This window comes from Pseudonocardia sp. ICBG1034, assembly GCF_020131375.1.
Lineage (GTDB): Bacteria > Actinomycetota > Actinomycetes > Mycobacteriales > Pseudonocardiaceae > Pseudonocardia > Pseudonocardia alni.
This window is the reverse complement of the sequence record NZ_JAHLEK010000023.1, coordinates 380,555-397,875: the sequence shown is the minus strand read 5'-3', so window position 1 is coordinate 397,875 and position 17,321 is coordinate 380,555. Positions and strand designations below refer to the sequence as shown.

12 protein-coding genes are annotated in these 17,321 nt (G+C 75.8%); 9 read left to right on the top strand and 3 right to left on the bottom strand.

Going from position 1 to position 17,321, the window contains the following annotated elements; genetic code table 11:
* Positions 1–90: 90 nt before the first annotated feature.
* The 7 genes from KPF22_RS32795 to KPF22_RS26095 all read left to right on the top strand — a co-directional run bounded on the left by KPF22_RS32795 (position 91) and on the right by KPF22_RS26095 (position 8,746).
* Positions 91–1,002: a resuscitation-promoting factor gene (locus KPF22_RS32795; protein WP_305080366.1), complete on the top strand. Its 912-nt coding sequence runs from the start codon at positions 91–93 to the stop codon at positions 1,000–1,002.
* A gap of 127 nt (positions 1,003–1,129) precedes the next feature.
* A complete protein-coding gene (gene rsmA, locus KPF22_RS26120) occupies positions 1,130–2,029 on the top strand; it encodes a 16S rRNA (adenine(1518)-N(6)/adenine(1519)-N(6))-dimethyltransferase RsmA (RefSeq protein ID WP_224403981.1) in 900 nt (299 codons plus the stop codon).
* A gap of 7 nt (positions 2,030–2,036) precedes the next feature.
* Positions 2,037–3,557, top strand: a complete 1,521-nt coding sequence (locus tag KPF22_RS26115; protein WP_224403555.1) for a DHA2 family efflux MFS transporter permease subunit — start codon at positions 2,037–2,039, stop codon at positions 3,555–3,557.
* Between the two features lie 330 nt (positions 3,558–3,887).
* Complete coding sequence (locus KPF22_RS26110) at positions 3,888–4,877, top strand: 4-(cytidine 5'-diphospho)-2-C-methyl-D-erythritol kinase (protein WP_224403554.1); 990 nt, start codon at positions 3,888–3,890, stop codon at positions 4,875–4,877.
* Between the two features lie 23 nt (positions 4,878–4,900).
* On the top strand, positions 4,901–6,703 hold the full coding sequence (locus tag KPF22_RS26105) for an ABC-F family ATP-binding cassette domain-containing protein (RefSeq protein WP_208818758.1): 1,803 nt from the start codon (positions 4,901–4,903) through the stop codon (positions 6,701–6,703).
* Positions 6,704–6,974: 271 nt separating this feature from the next.
* Positions 6,975–7,934 (top strand): ATP-binding cassette domain-containing protein, encoded by a 960-nt coding sequence (locus tag KPF22_RS26100; RefSeq protein WP_224403553.1) that lies wholly within the window; start codon positions 6,975–6,977, stop codon positions 7,932–7,934.
* Complete coding sequence (locus KPF22_RS26095; protein WP_208818760.1) at positions 7,931–8,746, top strand: ABC transporter permease; 816 nt, start codon at positions 7,931–7,933, stop codon at positions 8,744–8,746. The genes KPF22_RS26100 and KPF22_RS26095 overlap by 4 nt, the downstream gene beginning before the upstream one ends.
* A 19-nt stretch (positions 8,747–8,765) precedes the next feature.
* Here the strand turns inward: KPF22_RS26095 and KPF22_RS26090 are convergent, their stop codons facing one another.
* From KPF22_RS26090 to KPF22_RS33350, 3 genes are read right to left on the bottom strand one after another with little or no spacing between them, the layout of a single operon-like run.
* Entirely contained in the window at positions 8,766–11,852 is a 3,087-nt protein-coding gene (locus tag KPF22_RS26090) for a BTAD domain-containing putative transcriptional regulator (protein ID WP_224403552.1), read from the bottom strand.
* A 49-nt stretch (positions 11,853–11,901) separates the two neighbouring features.
* Entirely contained in the window at positions 11,902–12,726 is an 825-nt protein-coding gene (locus KPF22_RS26085) for an LLM class F420-dependent oxidoreductase (protein ID WP_224403551.1), read from the bottom strand.
* 47 nt (positions 12,727–12,773) lie between these two features.
* Positions 12,774–13,574 (bottom strand): IclR family transcriptional regulator, encoded by an 801-nt coding sequence (locus KPF22_RS33350; RefSeq protein WP_208818763.1) that lies wholly within the window; start codon positions 13,572–13,574, stop codon positions 12,774–12,776.
* A 105-nt stretch (positions 13,575–13,679) separates the two neighbouring features.
* On the opposite strand from KPF22_RS33350, the gene KPF22_RS26075 reads away from it, so the two are divergent.
* Both KPF22_RS26075 and KPF22_RS26070 read left to right on the top strand, forming a co-directional pair.
* Complete coding sequence (locus KPF22_RS26075; RefSeq protein ID WP_224403550.1) at positions 13,680–15,242, top strand: DASS family sodium-coupled anion symporter; 1,563 nt, start codon at positions 13,680–13,682, stop codon at positions 15,240–15,242.
* Between the two features lie 41 nt (positions 15,243–15,283).
* A complete protein-coding gene (locus KPF22_RS26070) occupies positions 15,284–17,320 on the top strand; it encodes an MmgE/PrpD family protein (protein WP_224403549.1) in 2,037 nt (678 codons plus the stop codon).
* The last annotated feature ends 1 nt before the right edge of the window (position 17,321 follow it).

Genomic DNA, 17,321 nt, shown 5'->3' with positions numbered 1-17,321 from the left:
CCCCAGCGACGGTTCCGCTCCCCGGCACCGCGCCGGTCGTCGTTCCCGCAGGTCATGGCCCTTCCCGGACAGCCGAGCCCCCGGGAAGTCATGTCTTCGCGTCACGCCGCACCGCTCGCCGACGACGAGCTCACGCGACCGCTCCCCGTCATCGCGCCCGCCGGTCTCGCCGGCGACGAGGCCGGGTACGTCACCTACGAGGGCCGTCACCGCACCGCCGGTGCCCGCTCCCGGGCCGGGGTCCGGACGGCCGCTGCGGCCGCGCTGTTCTCGGTCCCGACCGGCGGCCTCGCCGCCGCGGTGCTCACCGCCCCGGCCGAGCAGCCCGCCCAGGAGCTCCAGGCCGGGCTCGCCGCGAACGCCACCGACCTCGGCACGGCGTCGATGAACCTCGACCGGCCCTCCTCGCCCGCGTCGTTCGCCCCGGTCGCGGCCCCGACCACCGGCTCGGACATCGTGAACGCCCAGATCGTCGAGTCGCAGAAGCTCCCGGCGCCGGAGCAGGAGGTGCAGGACCCGTCGCTCGACGAGGGCACCCGCACCGTCGTCGACCCGGGCCGCGAGGGCGCCCGCAGCGTCATCTGGCGGGTCACCTACGACCAGGGCCGCGAGATCGCGCGCGAGCGCGTCGGCGCCGGTCAGGACACCCCGGCCATGCCGCGCGTCGTCAAGGTCGGCACCAAGAAGAAGGTCGAGGAGACCGTCGAGAAAGCCGCCGCGAAGGCGAAGTCCTCGGCGCCCGCGGTCTCGAACGGCGCGACCTGGGACAAGCTGGCCAAGTGCGAGTCCGGCGGCAACTGGGCGATCAACACCGGGAACGGCTACCAGGGCGGGCTGCAGTTCAACAAGCAGACCTGGCAGGCCTACGGCGGCGGGCAGTACGCCCCGACCGCGGACAAGGCCTCCCGCGAGGAGCAGATCGCGGTCGCGGAGAAGGTCAAGGACGACCGCGGCGGCTACAGCGCCTGGCCGTCCTGCTCCTCCAAGCTCGGCCTGAGCTGATCCCGCACGCACCCCGCCCGGGGTGCCCGGCGAGAATGGTGCCGTGAGCGACCACGGGACCGACGGCGGCCGGAGCCGGAGCATCGACGCCGACGGCGACCGGAGCCGGGCCACCGCCACCGCCCGCCTGCTGGGCCCGGCCGACGTACGGGTGCTGGCCGAGCGGCTCGGTCTGCGCCCCACCAAGAAACTCGGCCAGAACTTCGTCCACGACGCCAACACCGTCCGCCGGATCGTGAAGTCCGCCGGTGTCGACGGCGACGACGTCGTCCTCGAGGTCGGCCCCGGTCTCGGCTCGCTCACCCTGGCGCTGCTGCCGGTCGCGGCCCGGGTGCACGTCGTCGAGATCGACCCGGTGCTGGCCGGGCTGCTCCCCGCCACCGTCGCCGAGCGCGCCCCCGAGCTGGCCGGTCGACTGACCGTGACCGGGGCCGACGCCATGCGGGTCGGCGCGGACCGGCTCGCGGCCGACGCCGGGCCCGGTGCGGCGCCGCCCACCGCGATCGTCGCGAACCTGCCCTACAACGTCGCGGTGCCGGTGATCCTGCATCTGCTCGCCGAACTGCCGTCGCTGCGGACCGGGCTGGTCATGGTGCAGGCGGAGGTCGCCGACCGGCTCGCCGCCGGACCCGGCTCGCGCGAGTACGGCGCCCCCAGCGCCAAGCTCGCCTGGTACGCGGCCGCCCGCCGGGCCGGGCCGGTGCCGCGCGCGGTGTTCTGGCCGGTCCCCGGCGTCGACTCCGGGCTGCTGGCCTTCACCCGGCACGACCCGCCCGCCGACGCCGACCGGGCGGCGACCTTCGCGGTCGTCGACGCGGCCTTCGCGCAGCGCCGCAAGGTGCTGCGGGGAGCACTGTCGGGCTGGGCCGGCTCGGCCGCGGCGGCCGAACAGGCCCTGCGCGCCGCGGGGGTCGACCCCACCGCCCGCGCCGAGACCCTGGCGGTGTCCGACTTCGCCCGGATCGCCCGGAACCGCCCGGCCGGGCACCCTCCCACCCGACCGGACCGTGCCGGGGGCGGCGCATGATGGCGTGGTGACGCGGTCGAGGGAACAGGTGGTCAGCGCCGACGGGACGAACCCGTGGCCCGCGCTGTGGGCGCTGGTGATCGGGTTCTTCATGATCCTGGTCGACGCCACCATCGTCACCGTCGCGACGCCCGCACTCCTGACCTCGCTGGACGCCGACGTCAACTCCGTCGTCTGGGTGACCAGCGCCTACCTGCTCGCCTACGTCGTCCCGCTGCTGGTCACCGGGCGGCTGGGGGACCGGTTCGGGCCCAAGCGCGTCTACCTGTGCGGGCTCGCGGTGTTCACCCTGGCCTCGCTGTGGTGCGGGCTCACGACGACCGTCGGCGCCCTGATCGTCGCGCGGGTCGCCCAGGGCTTCGGCGCCGCGATGATGACGCCGCAGACCATGGCCGTCATCACCCGGACCTTCCCGGCGGCCCAGCGCGGGCGCGCGATGAGCCTGTGGGGCGCCGTCGCCGGCGTCGCGACACTCACCGGGCCGATCGTCGGCGGGCTCCTCGTCGGCGGCCTCGGCTGGGAGTGGATCTTCTTCGTGAACGTCCCGGTCGGGGTGATCGCCTTCGTCGCCGCCTGGCGGCTGGTGCCCTCGCTCGAGACCTCGCGCCGCCGGTTCGACGTCGTCGGCGTGGTGCTGTCCGCCGCGGGCATGTTCCTGCTGGTCTTCGGCATCCAGGAGGGCCAGAAGTTCGGCTGGGGTGCCGGCATCTGGGCGCTGATCGGCAGCGGCGTCGTCGTGCTGGTCGCGTTCGTGTGGTGGCAGCGGGTCACCACCAGCGAGCCGCTGGTCACGCTGCGCCTGTTCCGGGACCGCAACTTCTCGCTGGCCAACGTCGCGATCTGCACCGTCGGCTTCGCGATCACCGCGCAGGGCTTCCCGCTGATGATCTACGCGCAGAGCGTGCGCGGCTTCACCCCGACCCAGGCCGCGCTGCTGCTCGCGCCACTGGCGATCTTCTCCGGCGCGCTCGCGCCGTACACCGGGCGGCTGACCGACCGCGTCCACCCGCGGCTGATCGGCGGCTTCGGGATGTCGACGTTCGTCATCGCGCTGGCCTGGCTGGCGTGGGTGATGGGCCCGGACACCCCGGTCTGGCAGCTGCTGCTGCCGCTCACCCTGCTCGGCATCTCCAACTCCTGCGTCTGGGCGCCGATCTCCACCAGTGCCACCCGCAACCTGCCGATGGACCAGGCTGGGTCCGGGTCGGGTGTCTACAACACGACCCGTCAGGTCGGCGCGGTGCTCGGCAGCGCGGGCATCGCGGTGCTCATGGAGTCGCGGATCGCCGCGCTCGTCCCGGGCGCGTCGGCGGTCGGCGGCTCTCCGGAGGTCGCCGCGACCGGCGGCCCGCTGCCCGAGGTGCTCCGCGACCCCTTCGCGACGGCGATGGCCCAGTCGATGCTGCTGCCCGCGGCCGTGCTGGTGATCGGGTTCGTGGCCGTCGCCTGCTTCGCGACGCCGCGCCACCTGGTCGAGCGCCGCGCCGCCGTGGAGCGCACCGGCTCCGCGGAGTCGCTCACCCGGTAGCTCCTCCTCCGGGAGCGGGCGTCTCGTCCGGGAGCGGGCGCCTCCGGGAGCGGGCGTCGGCGGCGGGCGTCGGCCGTCCCACCGGCGGCGCTGCCCTGCCCGTCGGATCGGGCGGGTGCCGGTTCTCCGAATTCGCTTACCGGGTAAGCGAGTTCGGAGGGGGACGGGTGCCCGCGACCGGGCTGATCGCCCTGCCGCGTCACCCGGTGCCGCGCCGCCGGGGCCGGATCGGCCGAGGTCGGTCCGCCGGGGCCCGGCCGACCGGTGAGCCCGGCCACCCCGGATGCCGGGCGGCGGCGGCCCGTCCCGTGCTGCCCGTAGGGTTGAGCGGTGCTGTCCGCCGTGCCGCGACCGGTCACCGTCCGGGTTCCCGCGAAGATCAACCTGCACCTCGCCGTGGGCGGGGTGCGGCCGGACGGCTTCCACGACCTCGTCACGGTCTTCCACGCCGTCAGCCTGTTCGACGAGATCTCCGTCGAGCAGGCCCAGGAGCCCGCGCTGGAGGTGCACGGCGACGGCGTCGCCGAGGTGCCGCTGGACGCCACCAACCTGGCCTGGCGGGCGGTCGAGCTGCTCGCGGAGAAGGCCGGTCGCGCCCCGGACGTGCGGGTGACCCTGCGCAAGGGCATCCCGGTCGCGGGCGGCATGGCGGGCGGCTCCGCGGACGCGGCGGGCACGCTCGTCGCGCTGTCCTCGCTGTGGCGGCTGGAGCTGGGCCGCGACGAGCTGTCCGAGCTGGCCGCCGAACTCGGATCGGACGTCACGTTCGGCCTGCACGGCGGTACCGCGCTCGGCACCGGCCGTGGCGAGAAGATCATCCCCGTGCTCGCCCGGCACCGGCTGCACTGGGTGATCGCGCTGGCCCGCGGCGGGCTGTCCACGCCGTCGGTGTTCTCCGAGCTGGACCGGCTGCGCGGCGACGGCCCGATCGCCGAGCGGCCGGTCGAGCCCGTCCTGGAGGCACTGTCCTCCGGGGACCCGCGCCGGCTCGCGCTCAACCTGGGCAACGACCTGCAGGTGGCCGCCGTCTCGATGGCCCCGGATCTGCGCCGCACCCTGCGCGCCGGGGTCAACTCCGGCGCGCTCGCCGGGCTGGTGTCCGGGTCCGGGCCGACCTGCGCGTTCCTGTGCGCCGACGCCGACTCCGCCGTCGAGGTCGCGACCGAGCTCGCCGGGATGGGGGTGTGCCGGACGGTGCGGGTCGCCCACGGCCCGGCCGGCGGCGCCCGCATCGTCGACACCTCCGAGACCGGCGGCGACCACCCCCCCGACCGCGGCGGTCCCTCGAGCTCCGGCTCGTGGCCCCCGGTCCGTGCCTGACCTTCCCGACGGTGGAGACGTAGTTGCCCGAGAACCTGCTCAACCTGGAGAACGTCACCGCGCACGTGCCCGGTGACGCCAGCCGCGTCCTGCTCGACGGTGTCTCGCTCGGCGTCGAGCGCGGCGACCGGATCGGCGTCGTCGGCCTCAACGGCGGCGGGAAGTCGACCCTGCTCGACGTGATCACCGGCGACCGGCCCGTCGAGGGCGGCCGGGTCAGCCGCCTCGGGGGCCTGCGGATGGCGCACCTGGTGCAGCACGACCGCTTCCCGGCCGGGTCGACGGTGCGCGACATCGTCCTCGCCGAGTACGGCGCCGACCACGAGTGGGCCGCCGACGCCCGGGTCCGCGACGTCCTCGACGGGCTCGCCATCTCCGACATCGAGCGACCCACCGACGGCCTGTCCGGCGGCGAGAAGCGCCGGGTCGCGCTCGCCGCGGCGCTGATCGGGGAGCTCGACCTCGTCGTCCTCGACGAGCCCACCAACCACCTCGACGTCGAGGGCATCGGCTGGCTCGCGACGCACCTGACGTCGCGGCGGATCGCACTCGTCGTCGTCACCCACGACCGCTGGTTCCTCGACACCGTCTGCACCCGGACCTGGGAGGTCGCGAACGGGCGCGTCGAGTCCTACACCGGCGGCTACGCCGACTGGGTCTACGCCCGCGCCGAGCGCGGCAGGCAGGCCGACGCCGCCGAGCAGCGCCGCCGCAACCTGGCCCGCAAGGAGCTGGCCTGGCTGCGCCGCGGCCCGCCCGCCCGGACCTCGAAGCCCCGCTACCGGATCGAGGCCGCGGAGGCCCTGATCGCCGACGTGCCCGCGCCGCGCGACACCGTCGAGCTGATGGCGTTCGCCACCAACCGGCTCGGGCGCACCGTGCTGGAGCTGGAGGACGCGACCGTCTCCGTCGCCGGGCGCACCCTGCTCGACGACGTGACCTGGCGGCTCGGCCCGGGCGACCGGGTCGGCATCGTCGGGGTCAACGGCTCCGGCAAGACGACGCTGCTGCGTGCCCTGTCCGGGGAACGCGCGCTCGACTCGGGCCGGCGCGTCCAGGGCAGCACCGTGAAGATGGCGCAGCTGTCGCAGGAGCTCGTCGACCTGCCCGCCGAGATGCGCGTGCTGGAGGCCACCGAGGCCGTCGCCAAGTACGTGCGGTTCGGCAAGCAGGAGATGACCGCGTCGCAGGTGCTGGAGCGGCTCGGGTTCCCCGCGGCCCGCCAGTGGACCCCGGTCGGGCGCCTGTCCGGTGGCGAGCGCCGGCGGCTGCAGCTGACCCGGCTGCTGATGGACGAGCCGAACGTCCTGCTGCTCGACGAGCCCACCAACGACCTGGACGTCGACACCCTCGCCGGGCTGGAGGACCTCCTCGACGGCTGGCCGGGCACCCTGGTGGTCGTCAGCCACGACCGGTACCTCACCGAGCGGGTCTGCGACCAGGTCGTCGCCCTGTTCGGCGACGGGCACCTCACCCACCTGCCCGGCGGGATCGGCGAGTACCTGACCCGCCGTGCCGCCACCGGCCACGGCCCCGCCGGGGCCGCACCGACCGCGCCGGTACCGGCCGGTGCGCCCGTCGCACAGGCGGCCGGGCCGAAGGCGAGCGCCGCGGAGCAGCGGGCCGCCCGCAAGGACGCCCAGCGCCTGGAACGACGGATGGGGCAGCTCACCGCGCAGGAGGAGAAGCTCCACGCCCGGCTCGCCGAGGCCGCCACCGAGCCCGGAAAGCTGATGGAGCTGGACCGGGAGCTGAAGGCCGTCGTCGCCGAGCGCGAGAGCGTCGAGCTGGAGTGGCTCGAGGCCGCCGAGCGCGCCGAGGGATGAGGGGTCTCTCCTACCCAGGTAGGAGAGACCCCGGGTAAGAGATCAGTAGTTCGACCGATCCGCGGCCCCCGGGTGCGCGGATACCGTCGTACTCGCGTCACGGCGGGCTGGGGAGCCTCGCCGGGGCGCGGGGGGAGAGACGGGCCGGTTCCGTCGCCACAGTCGGGGGGTGGCGACGGGACCGGGCTCGTGGCGGCGAGTCCGCCGGCTGTCACGGTGATGCCAGCGCCGTACCAGGGCCGTGTCAGCGCCCGGGCGCACGCTCACCGGCATGAACACTCCCGCTGTCGAGGTCGACGGCCTGGTCCGGACCTTCGGTGACGTCCGCGCCGTCGACGGGATCTCGTTCTCCGCCGGGCGCGGACAGGTCCTCGGGCTGCTCGGCCCGAACGGCTCCGGCAAGACGACGACCGTCCGCATACTGGCCACGCTGCTCCCGCCCTCGGCGGGCCGGGCCGCGGTGCTCGGCCGCGACGTCGTCGGCGACGCCGCCGGGGTCCGCTCCCTGATCGGCCTCACCGGCCAGTACGCCGCCGTCGACGAGTCCCTGACCGGCCGCGACAACCTGTACCTGATCGGCAGGCTGCTCGACCTGCCGCGCCCGGCCGCCCGGGCCCGCGCCGTCGAGCTGATCGAGCGCTTCGGGCTCACCGACGCCGCCGGGCGCCGCGCCGGCACCTACTCCGGCGGCATGCGCCGGCGGCTCGACCTGGCCGCGAGCCTCGTCGGGCGCCCGGAGGTGCTGTTCCTCGACGAGCCCACCACCGGGCTGGACCCGCTGCACCGCAACGAGGTGTGGGAGGCCGTGCGGCGGCTCGCCGAGGACGGCGTCACCGTCCTGCTCACCACCCAGTACCTGGAGGAGGCCGACCAGCTCGCGCACGACCTCGTCGTCCTGGACCGGGGGCGGGTCATCGCCTCGGGCACGGCCGCGCAGCTGAAGTCCCGGGCCGGCGGGCGGCGCCTGCACGTGCGCCCGGAGCTGGCCCGCGAGGCACCGCTGGTCGCCGCCGTCGTCGCGCAGGAGACCGGCGCGGAACCGACGGTCGAGCCGTCCGGTGAGGTCGTCGCGGCCGTGACCGACCACGGGGCGCTGCGTCGCACCGAGGACCGGCTGCTGGCCGAGGGCGTCGCCGTCGCGGAACTCGGCGTGCGGCTGCCCAGCCTCGACGACGTCTTCCTCTCCCTCACCGGCCACGCGGCCGACCCCGCCCCCGGAGGCTCCCGATGACGACCACCCTCGACACCCCGCCCGCGACGACCGCCGTCGACAGGGCGCGCCGGTTGCCCTCGACGCTGCGCCACGGCCTGTCGCTGGCCCGCCGCGGGATCGTGAAGACGATCCACTCCCCGGAGGCCCTGATCGACGTCACGCTGCAGCCGGTGATCTTCCTGCTGCTGTTCGTCTACGTCTTCGGCGGCGCGATCGCCGGCAACAGCACGGAGTACCTGCACTACGCCCTGCCCGGTGTCCTGCTCCAGACGGTGGTGTTCGCCTCCGCGGGCACCGGCGTGGGCCTGGCCGAGGACCTCACGACCGGGATCTTCGACCGCTTCCGCAGCCTGCCGATCTCCCGCGCGGCCCCGCTGGTCGGCGCGATCGGGGCGGACCTCGTCCGCTACGTGACCTCCGGCGTGATCATGCTGGTGTTCGGGTTCGCCCTCGGCTACCGGACCCCGGCGGGTCCGCTCGGCCTCCTCGCCGCGTTCGGGCTGGTCGTCGCGTTCGCGTTCGGACTGTGCTGGGTGTTCACCGCGCTCGCGATGGTCGTGAGGCAGCCCCGCTCGGTGCAGGGACTGTCCGCGCTGATCATGTTGCCGCTGACGTTCGCCAGCTCGGTGTTCGTCCCGACGCAGACGATGCCCGGCTGGCTGCAGGGCTTCGTCGCGGTCAACCCGGTCTCGCGGACCGCGGACGCCGTGCGCGCCCTGCTCGACGGCGCGCCGGCGGGTGGCGCGGCGACGGTGTCGCTGCTGACCTCCGCGGGCCTGGTCGTGGTCTTCGCGCCCCTGGCCGTCGCGCTCTACCGCCGCCGCACCTGAGGGCGCGGCGGCCGGGCGCTCACGGTGTGGGGGGCGCGTCCCGGGGGAGGGCCCGGCCACGGTCGACCGCAGCGTCGGCCGCGGCCGGGCCCAGCCGCGCGCGGACCCCCTCCAGCGTCGCCACGACCTCGGGCAGCCCCAGGTGCAGCGCCCCACGCCGGGCGAGGGCGACGCCGAGCAGCTCACCGGCCCGCTCCGCGTCCCCCGCGTCCAGGGCCCACCGGGCGGAGGTCTCGGCGACCACACCGAGGACCGGCCCGTCGTCGGCGGCGACGGCGGCCTTCCCCGCCTGCTCCAGCCGCTCGCGGGCCTCGTCCGGGCGGCCGAGGGCCATCAGCGCCGACGCGATGAGCGTGTGGGTCGCGGCCTCCCGCTGGAACCGTCCGGGGCCGGGCAGGACCGGCACGTCGCACTCGCGGAGCAGCTCCAGGGCCTCGTCCGGGTTCCCGAGCCGCAGCTCGACCTCGGCCCGTCCCCACCGTAGGCCGAAGCTCGCACGGATGTCGTCGGGGATGTCCTGGGCGAAGGCCAGGCGGAGGTGCTCGCGGGCCTCGGTCTCGTCGCCGCGGCGGGCGGCGAGCCGGGCGAGCTGCAGGTGGAACTGGGGGACGTCGTCGGCGTTGCCCAGCTCGGCGGACAACGCGACCGCCTCGGTCCAGGCCCGGCGGGCGGCGTCGGTGTCCCCGGCGTAGTCCTCCAGCTCACCGAGCGCGAACGTCGTCATCCCGAGCCCGAAGCGGTCCCCGGTCCGGGCGAACAGCTCGTGTGCGGCCCGCAGCCGGACCCGCTGCACGTCGAGGTCGCCGGTGTTCTCGGCGTACGCGGCGATGATCTGCGACGCCGTCGCCCGCAGCCACGGCTCGCCGTCGCCGTCGGCGATGGCCACGAGCGCGGAGCGGTCCCCGTCACCGAACAGCAGGCCCGTGGGCCGGGCGAGCTCGACCACGGGGTGCCGCGGCTCGGGCAGCTCCGGCCACAGTGCGACGACGGCGTCGAGCTCCGCCTGCGCCGCACCCGGCTCGTCGCCGAACCCGATGTGGACCGTCGCCCGGATCGTACGGGCGAACGCGACCGCGGCGGCCGGTGCCTCGGCCGGGACCGTCGCCGTCCGGTCGGACCAGCGCTTCAGCGACCCGAGGTCGCCGCGGACCATCCAGCTCCAGCCCAGTGCCGCGAACAGCCGGTGTGCCCGGGGACCGTCGCCGGCGTCGACGGCGCGGTCCAGCGCGCGGACGGCCTCGCCCTCCACCCGCCGGACGACGGCGAGCTGGTCGAGCTGGTCCCCGGTGCGCAGCCGTGGTTCCCCGGGCTCCAGCACCGCGAGCAGGTGGTCGGCGTGCGCCGCGGTCACGGCGTCGTGGTCCGGTGCGTCGGCCAGCCGTGCGGCCGCGTACTCGCGGATCGTCTCCAGCATCCGGTAGCGGGTCGCACCGTCCTCGGCGCCGTCGACCGGGACGACCAGCGACTTCTCCACCAGCGCCGGGAGCAGGTCGAACGCGTCGTCGCCGCAGACGGCCTCGACGGTGCGGGCGTCGACCGGACCGGCGAACACCCCGAACCGGGTCGCGAGCGCACGCTCGGCGGGGGAGAGCAGGTCCCAGCTCCAGTCGACGACGGCCCGCAGCGTCTGGTGGCGGGGCAACGCGGTCCGCGCACCGGTCACCAGCAACCGGAAACGGTCGGCGAGCCGGTCGGCGATCTCGGCCGGGGTCATGCTGCGCACCCGGGCCGCCGCGAGCTCGATCGGCAGCGGCTGACCGTCGAGACGACGGCAGATCTCGGCGACGGCCCGGGCGTGGGCGGCCGGGTCGAGGTCCGGCCGGACGGCGACGGCGCGTTCGGCGAACAGCCGCGTCGCCTGCGCCGGGTCCAGCGACCCCAGCGGGTGCAGGACCTCGCCCGGCACCCCGAGGGGCTCCCGGCTGGTCGCCAGCACCCGCAGCCCGGGCAGCCGGGCGAGCAGGTCGTGGACGAGGTCCGCGACGTCGTCGACCAGGTGCTCGCAGTTGTCCAGCAGCAGCACCAGCTCGCGGCCGGTCAGCGCCGACACCAGCCGTGCCCCGGCGTCCGGACCACCGCGGTCCGCGACCGACAGCTCCGGCCCGCCGACGGCGTGCAGCGCGGCCGGGACCACCTGGTCGCCACCGGTCAGCGCGGCCAGCTCGACCACGGCGACGGCCGTACCGACGTCGCGCACGGCCTCCTGCGACAGCCGGGTCTTCCCGGCCCCGCCCGGCCCGACCACGGTGACCAGCCGCGTCGAGCCGAGCAGCGCCCGCACCCGGTCCAGGTCCCTCTCGCGGCCGACGAACGAGGTGAGCGCCACCGGCCGGGTCCGCTCCCGCGGCGGTCCCGGCCGCCGTGCGGGGACCGCGGTGGCGGCGGGCGGGTCGTCGCGCAGCAGCTCGGTGCGGGTCCGCAGCAGCTCCGGGCCCGGGTCGACGCCGAGCTCCTCGGCCAGCGCGGTCCGGGTCCGGTCGAGCACGGCCAGCGCGTCGGCCCGCCGCCCGGCCGCGTGCAGCCCGCGGGCCAGCGCGACGGCCGTGGTCTCCCGCAGCGGCTGCTCGGCGAGGACCGCGGTCAGCGCGTCTAGACCTGCCGTGGGCGCGCCGGCCGCGAGCCCGCGGGCGGCCAGCTCCTCGGCGGCGCCCGCGCGGGCGTCGGTGAGCCGGGTGGCGGCCGGTGCGGCGAACGCGAGCCCGTTCAGCCCGCCCAGCGGCGGGCCGTGCCACAGGTCGAGGGCCTCGGTGAGCAGGGCGCGGGCGCGGTCGTCGTCCGGGTCGGCCGCCGCGGTCCGGCGCAGTGCGGCGAACCGCAGCGCGTCGACCTCGTCCGGGTCGACGGCCAGCAGGTAGCCGCCGGTGGCCGACCGCACCCGGTCGGCGCCGATCGCGCGGCGCAGCCGGGTGGCGAGGGACTGGAGCGCGTTCGCCGTCGACGGCGGGTCCGCACCCCACAGCGCGTCCACCAGCGTCGCGGTGTCGACCGGATGCCCGGCGTCGAGCGCGAGCCGGGCGAGCAGACCCCGCACCCGGGCGCCGGCGGGCAGCAGCTCGCGCCCGCCGGCGTCGGTGAGGGAGACGGGGCCGAGCAGCCGGATCGACATCACCGGCCATTCTGCCCCGCAACGGCCACCGGTTTCCGGCCGACCGAGGTCAGCTCGACCGCTGGACCACCTGCGCCAGCTCGTCGAGTGTCGTGAGGGTCTCGGACTCCGGGAGGGTCGGGAGCAGGAACGTGACCCGCTCGACGCCGACCTCGGCGTAGCCCGCGACGACGTCGGGGTCCGGCTCCCCGCCGAACACCGTGGTCGGCACGTCCGGCTTGCCCCGCTCGGCGAGGTTCTCGCGGACGCGGCGGATCTCGTCGTAGGAGGTGTGCGAGCGCGGGAGCCAGCCGTCGCCGACCTCGGCGAGCCGGTTCAGCGCGGCCTCGCTCTCCCCGCCCAGGTAGATCGGCGGGGTGCGGACCGGCTTGGGCCAGGAGAAGGACCGCTCGACGTCGAGGTGCTCGCCGTGGAACTCGGCCTCGTCCTCGGTCCACAGTGCCCGCAGCGCGTGCAGCTGCTCGGTCATGAGCGGCCCGCGGGTGCTCGGGTCGACGCCGTGGTTGCGCATCTCCTCGCGGTTCCATCCCGCGCCGACGCCGAACAGCAGCCGCCCGCCGGACACCAGGTCGAGGCTCGCGGTCTGCTTGGCGGTGTGGATGACGTCGCGCTGCGGCAGGAGCACGATCCCGGTGCCCAGCAGCAGGTCGGTGGTCGTCCCCGCCATCGCGGTGAGCGCGACGAACGGGTCGAGGGTGCGGTAGTAGACCCGCGGCAGGTCACCCCCGCCGGGGTAGGGCGACTCCCGGCTGGTGGGGATGTGCGAGTGCTCGGCGAGGAACACCGAGTCGAAACCGCGTTCCTCCAGCGCCCGCCCCAGCGGCCCGGGGCGGATGCCCTCGTCGGTCACGAACGTTGCGATACCGAACTTCATGGTGCCGGGTACCCGCCGTGCGCCGTCCGCACGCGGGGCCGACCGCCTCAGCTCGCCGGCGCCGGCGGTGGAGCGCTCCCGCCGAGGCGCGCGGAGAGCTCGTCGGCCGCCTCCCGCAGCATCGGGACGAACCCGACGAGCTCGTCGCGCCCGGCCCGGACGGCCGGCACCGACACCGACAGCGCGGCGACCGCGCCGGTGTGGTCGAAGACGGGCACGGCCACGGCCACGACCCCGGGGACGCGTTCCTCCAGCGAGATCGCGTAGCCGTCGCCGCGGACCACCTCGATCTGCCGGTCCAGCCGTTCCTGCGCCGGCGGGTCGGCGATCCGCGCCCGGGCCGCGGCGAGCCGCTCGGGGGCGACATGGGCGAGCAGCGCCTTCCCGGGCGCGCCCTCGTGCGGGGGACGGGGCGCGCCGAGGTCGGTGTAGATGCGGCGCAGCGGTTGCTGGGACTCCACCTGGGCGATGGTCCGGCGGCTGGGCTCGGCGTCGAGGACGTGGAGCCCGACGGTCTCCCCGGTCCGGTCGCGGAGCCGCGTCATGATCGGGAGGGCCTGCGACTCCAGGGACAGCTGCTCGCGGGCGACCTCGCCGAGCCCGAGCAGCCGGGGGCCGAGCGAGTAGGCGGTCGAGCCCGGGGCCTGCGCCATGAATCCGTGGCTGGCCAGCGCGCTCACCAGGCGGTGGGTCGTACCCCGGGTCAGCCCGGTGAGCCGGGCGATCTCGGTGATCCCGGCGATCGGCCGGGCGCGGGAGAAGACGGACAGGATCGCGACGGCCCGGTCGATCGACTGGACACCGCCCCCGGTCGCCTGCTCCCCGGCCTCGTCGCGTCGTGCCTCCACGGGGCCGGAGCTTAACGACGTCCCCGCGGTGCGGCCGTTGCCCGGGCGCCCACCTGTCGTCTACGGTGCCCGCATTACGAAACACTGTTCCGAAAGGTGGGCACTATGGCAGTGCAGTCAGGGCCTCGAGCCGGTTCGACGGAGGCGCCCGACGCGGAGAGGGCGGCCGGGAGCAGCCGCTTCGACAGCGTCCGCGCCCGGATCGGCCTGCCCGTCGGGCCGCTCGGGTTCCTCGCGGTCCTCCTGCTCGCGGACGGACTCGTCTGGCCCCAGCGGGCGCTCGCCGCGGTGTTCGTGCTGGTCATGGTCTGGTGGGTCACCGAGGCACTGCCGCTGGCGGTGACGGCCGTCTTCGCGGTCCTGCTGTGCGTGTTCCTCGGGGTCGCCGACGAGGAGACCGTGCTCGGGGCCTTCGGGACCGACACGATCTTCGTGTTCCTCGGCGGCTTCGTGATCGCCCGGGCCATGAGCGTGCACGGGCTCGACCGCCGGATCGCGCTGCGTGCGCTCTCGGTGCCGGGCATCGCCGGGTCCCCGGTGCGCACCATGATCGCGTTCGGCGTGCTGGCGGCGGTGATCTCGGCGTTCGTGTCCAACACCGCGACGGTGGCGATGCTGCTGCCGATCGGGATCGGCATCGTCCGCTCGGTGAGCACGGTCAGCACCCGTGAGGGCGGCCCGGACCTGTCGCGCTCGCGCTGGGCGACGTCGGTGATGCTGATGATCGCCTACGGCGCGTCGATCGGAGGGCTCATCACGCCGGTCGGCGCACCGCACCAGCTGATCGGCCGCGACCTGGTCGAGGCGCAGACGGGCCGCACCATCGGCTTCGTCGAGTGGGTGACGATGTTCCTGCCCATCGTGCTGGTCGTGTTCGTGGTGCTGGCCGTGCTGCTGCTCCTGCTCAACCGGCCCGAGGTCACCCGCCTCGAGGGCGCCGCCGAGTTCGTCGCCGAGCAGCGGGCGGCGCTGGGCGGCGTGACCCGCGGGGAGAAGAACACCGTCGTCGCGTTTCTCGTCGCCGTCGTGCTCTGGACCAGCCCGGGCGTTCTCGGAGCCGTGATCGGCGAGGACACCGCGCCCGTGCTCTGGCTCACCGAGCACGTGACCGAGGGGGTCGCCGCCGTCTTCGCGGCCACCCTCCTGTTCCTCCTGCCGGCGCGGTCGGCCACCGGTGGTGGCCTCGTCCCGACGCTCACCTGGGCCGAGGCGGTGAAGATCGACTGGGGCGTGATCCTGCTCTTCGGCGCCGGCACCGTACTCGGGTCGATGTCCTCGGAGACCGGCCTCGCCCGGACCTTCGGCGACGGCATCGCCTCCGGGCTCGGGGTGTCGTCGCTGGTGGCGGTGACGGTACTGGCGGCCGTCATGGCCCTGCTCGTGTCCGAGACGACCAGCAACACCGCGAGCGCCGGGATCGTCGTGCCGATCGTGGTCCCGATCGCGGCCGCCATCGGCGTCGATCCGCTGATCCCCGGGCTCGTCGCGACGGCCGCGGCCGGATACGGGTTCATGCTCCCGGTCTCGACCCCGCCCAACGCCATCGTCTACGGCTCCGGCCTCGTCCCCCTCACGAAGATGATCCGCAGCGGCGTCGTCTTCGATGTCGTCGGCGTGGCGGTGCTCGTCGTCGGAGTCCTGCTCATGGCCCCTCTGGTCGGCCTGTGACCGGCCGTCCCACCCCGCACCCCACGACCCAGGAGACAACCGTGTCCCACCCCCTGCAGGCCCTCGTCCGCCGGATCCTCGACCGGACCGGTCCGCTGCCGGACGAGGTGCTCGCCGCCGCCCGGCGCACCGTCGCCAACGTCGTCGCCACCGCCGTCGGCGCGGCCGGCGCCCCGGCCGTGGACGCGGTCGTCGCGGTGTCCACCGCGATGGCGCCCGGCGGGACGGCGGTCGTCCCGGGCCGTCCCGAGCGTCTCCGTCCGCTCGACGCCGCCCTGGCCACCGGGCTCGCCGCGCACCTCGACGACTTCGACGACACCCACCTGCGCACCGTGATCCACCCCGGCGCCGTCGAGCTGGCGACGCTGGTCGCCCTGCAGGACGGGCCGGCAGCCCGCGACGCCGACGAGGTGCTCACCGCCGTGGCCTGGGGCGTCGAGGCGCAGCTGCGGCTGGGCAACGCGATCTCGCCCGAGCACTACGACGCCGGATGGCACATCACCGGCACCTGCGGCCCGGTCGGTGCCGCGGTCACGGCGGGCCTGCTGCGGGGGCTCGACGCCGACCGCCTCGCCGTCGCGGTGGCGCTCGCGGCGAGCGGCCCGGTCGGCAACCGGGAGGGCTTCGGCTCGATGACCAAGCCCTTCCACCCCGGGCAGGCGGCCGTCGTCGGGCTGCGTGCGGTGCAGGCGGCCGTGGACGACGCCCCGTGGCCGGGTGACGTCCTCACCGGCCCGGCGGGACTCGCGACCCGGCTCGCCGGCGGGGCGTTCCGGCCCGGCGAGCTCCTCGACGACCTCGGCACCCGGTGGGAGCTGTGCGCCAACACGTTCAAGCCCTACCCCTGCGGCATCGTGACCCACCCGGCGATCGAGGCCGCCGAGGCCCTGCACAGCGGGCTCCCGGCCGGTGACACCCGCGTGATCGAGGAGATCGAGCTCGTCTGCCACCCGCTCGTCCCCGAGCTCACCGGCAACCCCGACCCCGCCGACGGGCTGCAGGCCCGCTTCTCCACCGCGCACGGGATCGCGGCGGGACTCCTCCTCGGGCAGGTCGGCCTCCCCGCCTACGACGACGACCTGGTGCGCAGCGACGAGGCCGTCCGGCTGCGCTCGCTGGTCCGGTTCGAGGCCCTCGACGACTGCGCCCGCGACGCCGCCCGGCTGCGGGTCCGGGTCGGGGGCGAGTGGCGTCACCACGACGTCAAGCACGTCCGGGGGAGCCTGGCCCGCCCGATGACCGACGACGACCTGGCGGCGAAGGCCCGCGCGCTGGTCGAGCCGGTCCTGCCCGGGCGCGCCGCGGAGCTGGACCGGGCCTGCCGGGCCACCGGCCCCGGCTGGGTGCCCGCGCTGCTGGCCGCGACCACGCCCGACCGGGCGCTGCCCCGCCGCGCCCCGGAGTCCACGGTTCCGGTCGCCGGAGCCGACCCGGCACTGGCCGAGCTCGTCGCGGAGCGCGCGGTCCGGCCCGGCCCGCGGGCCGCGGAGCTGCTGGCCCACCTGGTCGACCGGGGACGGTCCGCCCTGGACGACGCCCCGCACGAGGCCGATCCGCGCCGCCGGGCCCTGGTGGTGGCGCACGCGCTGGGGGGCGAGCACGACCCGGCGATCACCGCGGCGGTGGCCGCCGCCCTGGCCTGCGGGGACGGCACCGACGCGGTGGCACCCGCCGTCGCCGGAGCCGGCGTCGCCCTCGACCTGGCGCGGGTGCTGGAGGTGCCCTCCCGTGCGGTCACCCGGGTGGCCGCGGCGCTGGCGGCCGCCGTCGCGGCGGGCTCGTCGGCCCGGGTCGTGCTGCACGCCCTCGGGCTCTCCGCCACCCAGGTCACCGGGGTGGCGGGCGACGCGGGAGGCGGTGGGACGCACGCACGGCCCCGGGCCGACGCGGTGGTCGACGGTGTCACCGCGGCCCGGCTGGCCGCGGCCGGGGTCACCGGGCCGGCGCAGCCGCTGCACGGCAGGCGCGGCGTGCTCGCCCTGCTGGGCACCGACGACGCGGCACGGCGGGAGACGACCGCGGCGTCGGCGGCGTCGGCGCTGGAGGGGGCGGCGGTGCCGGTCGTGGCCCCGCTGTGAC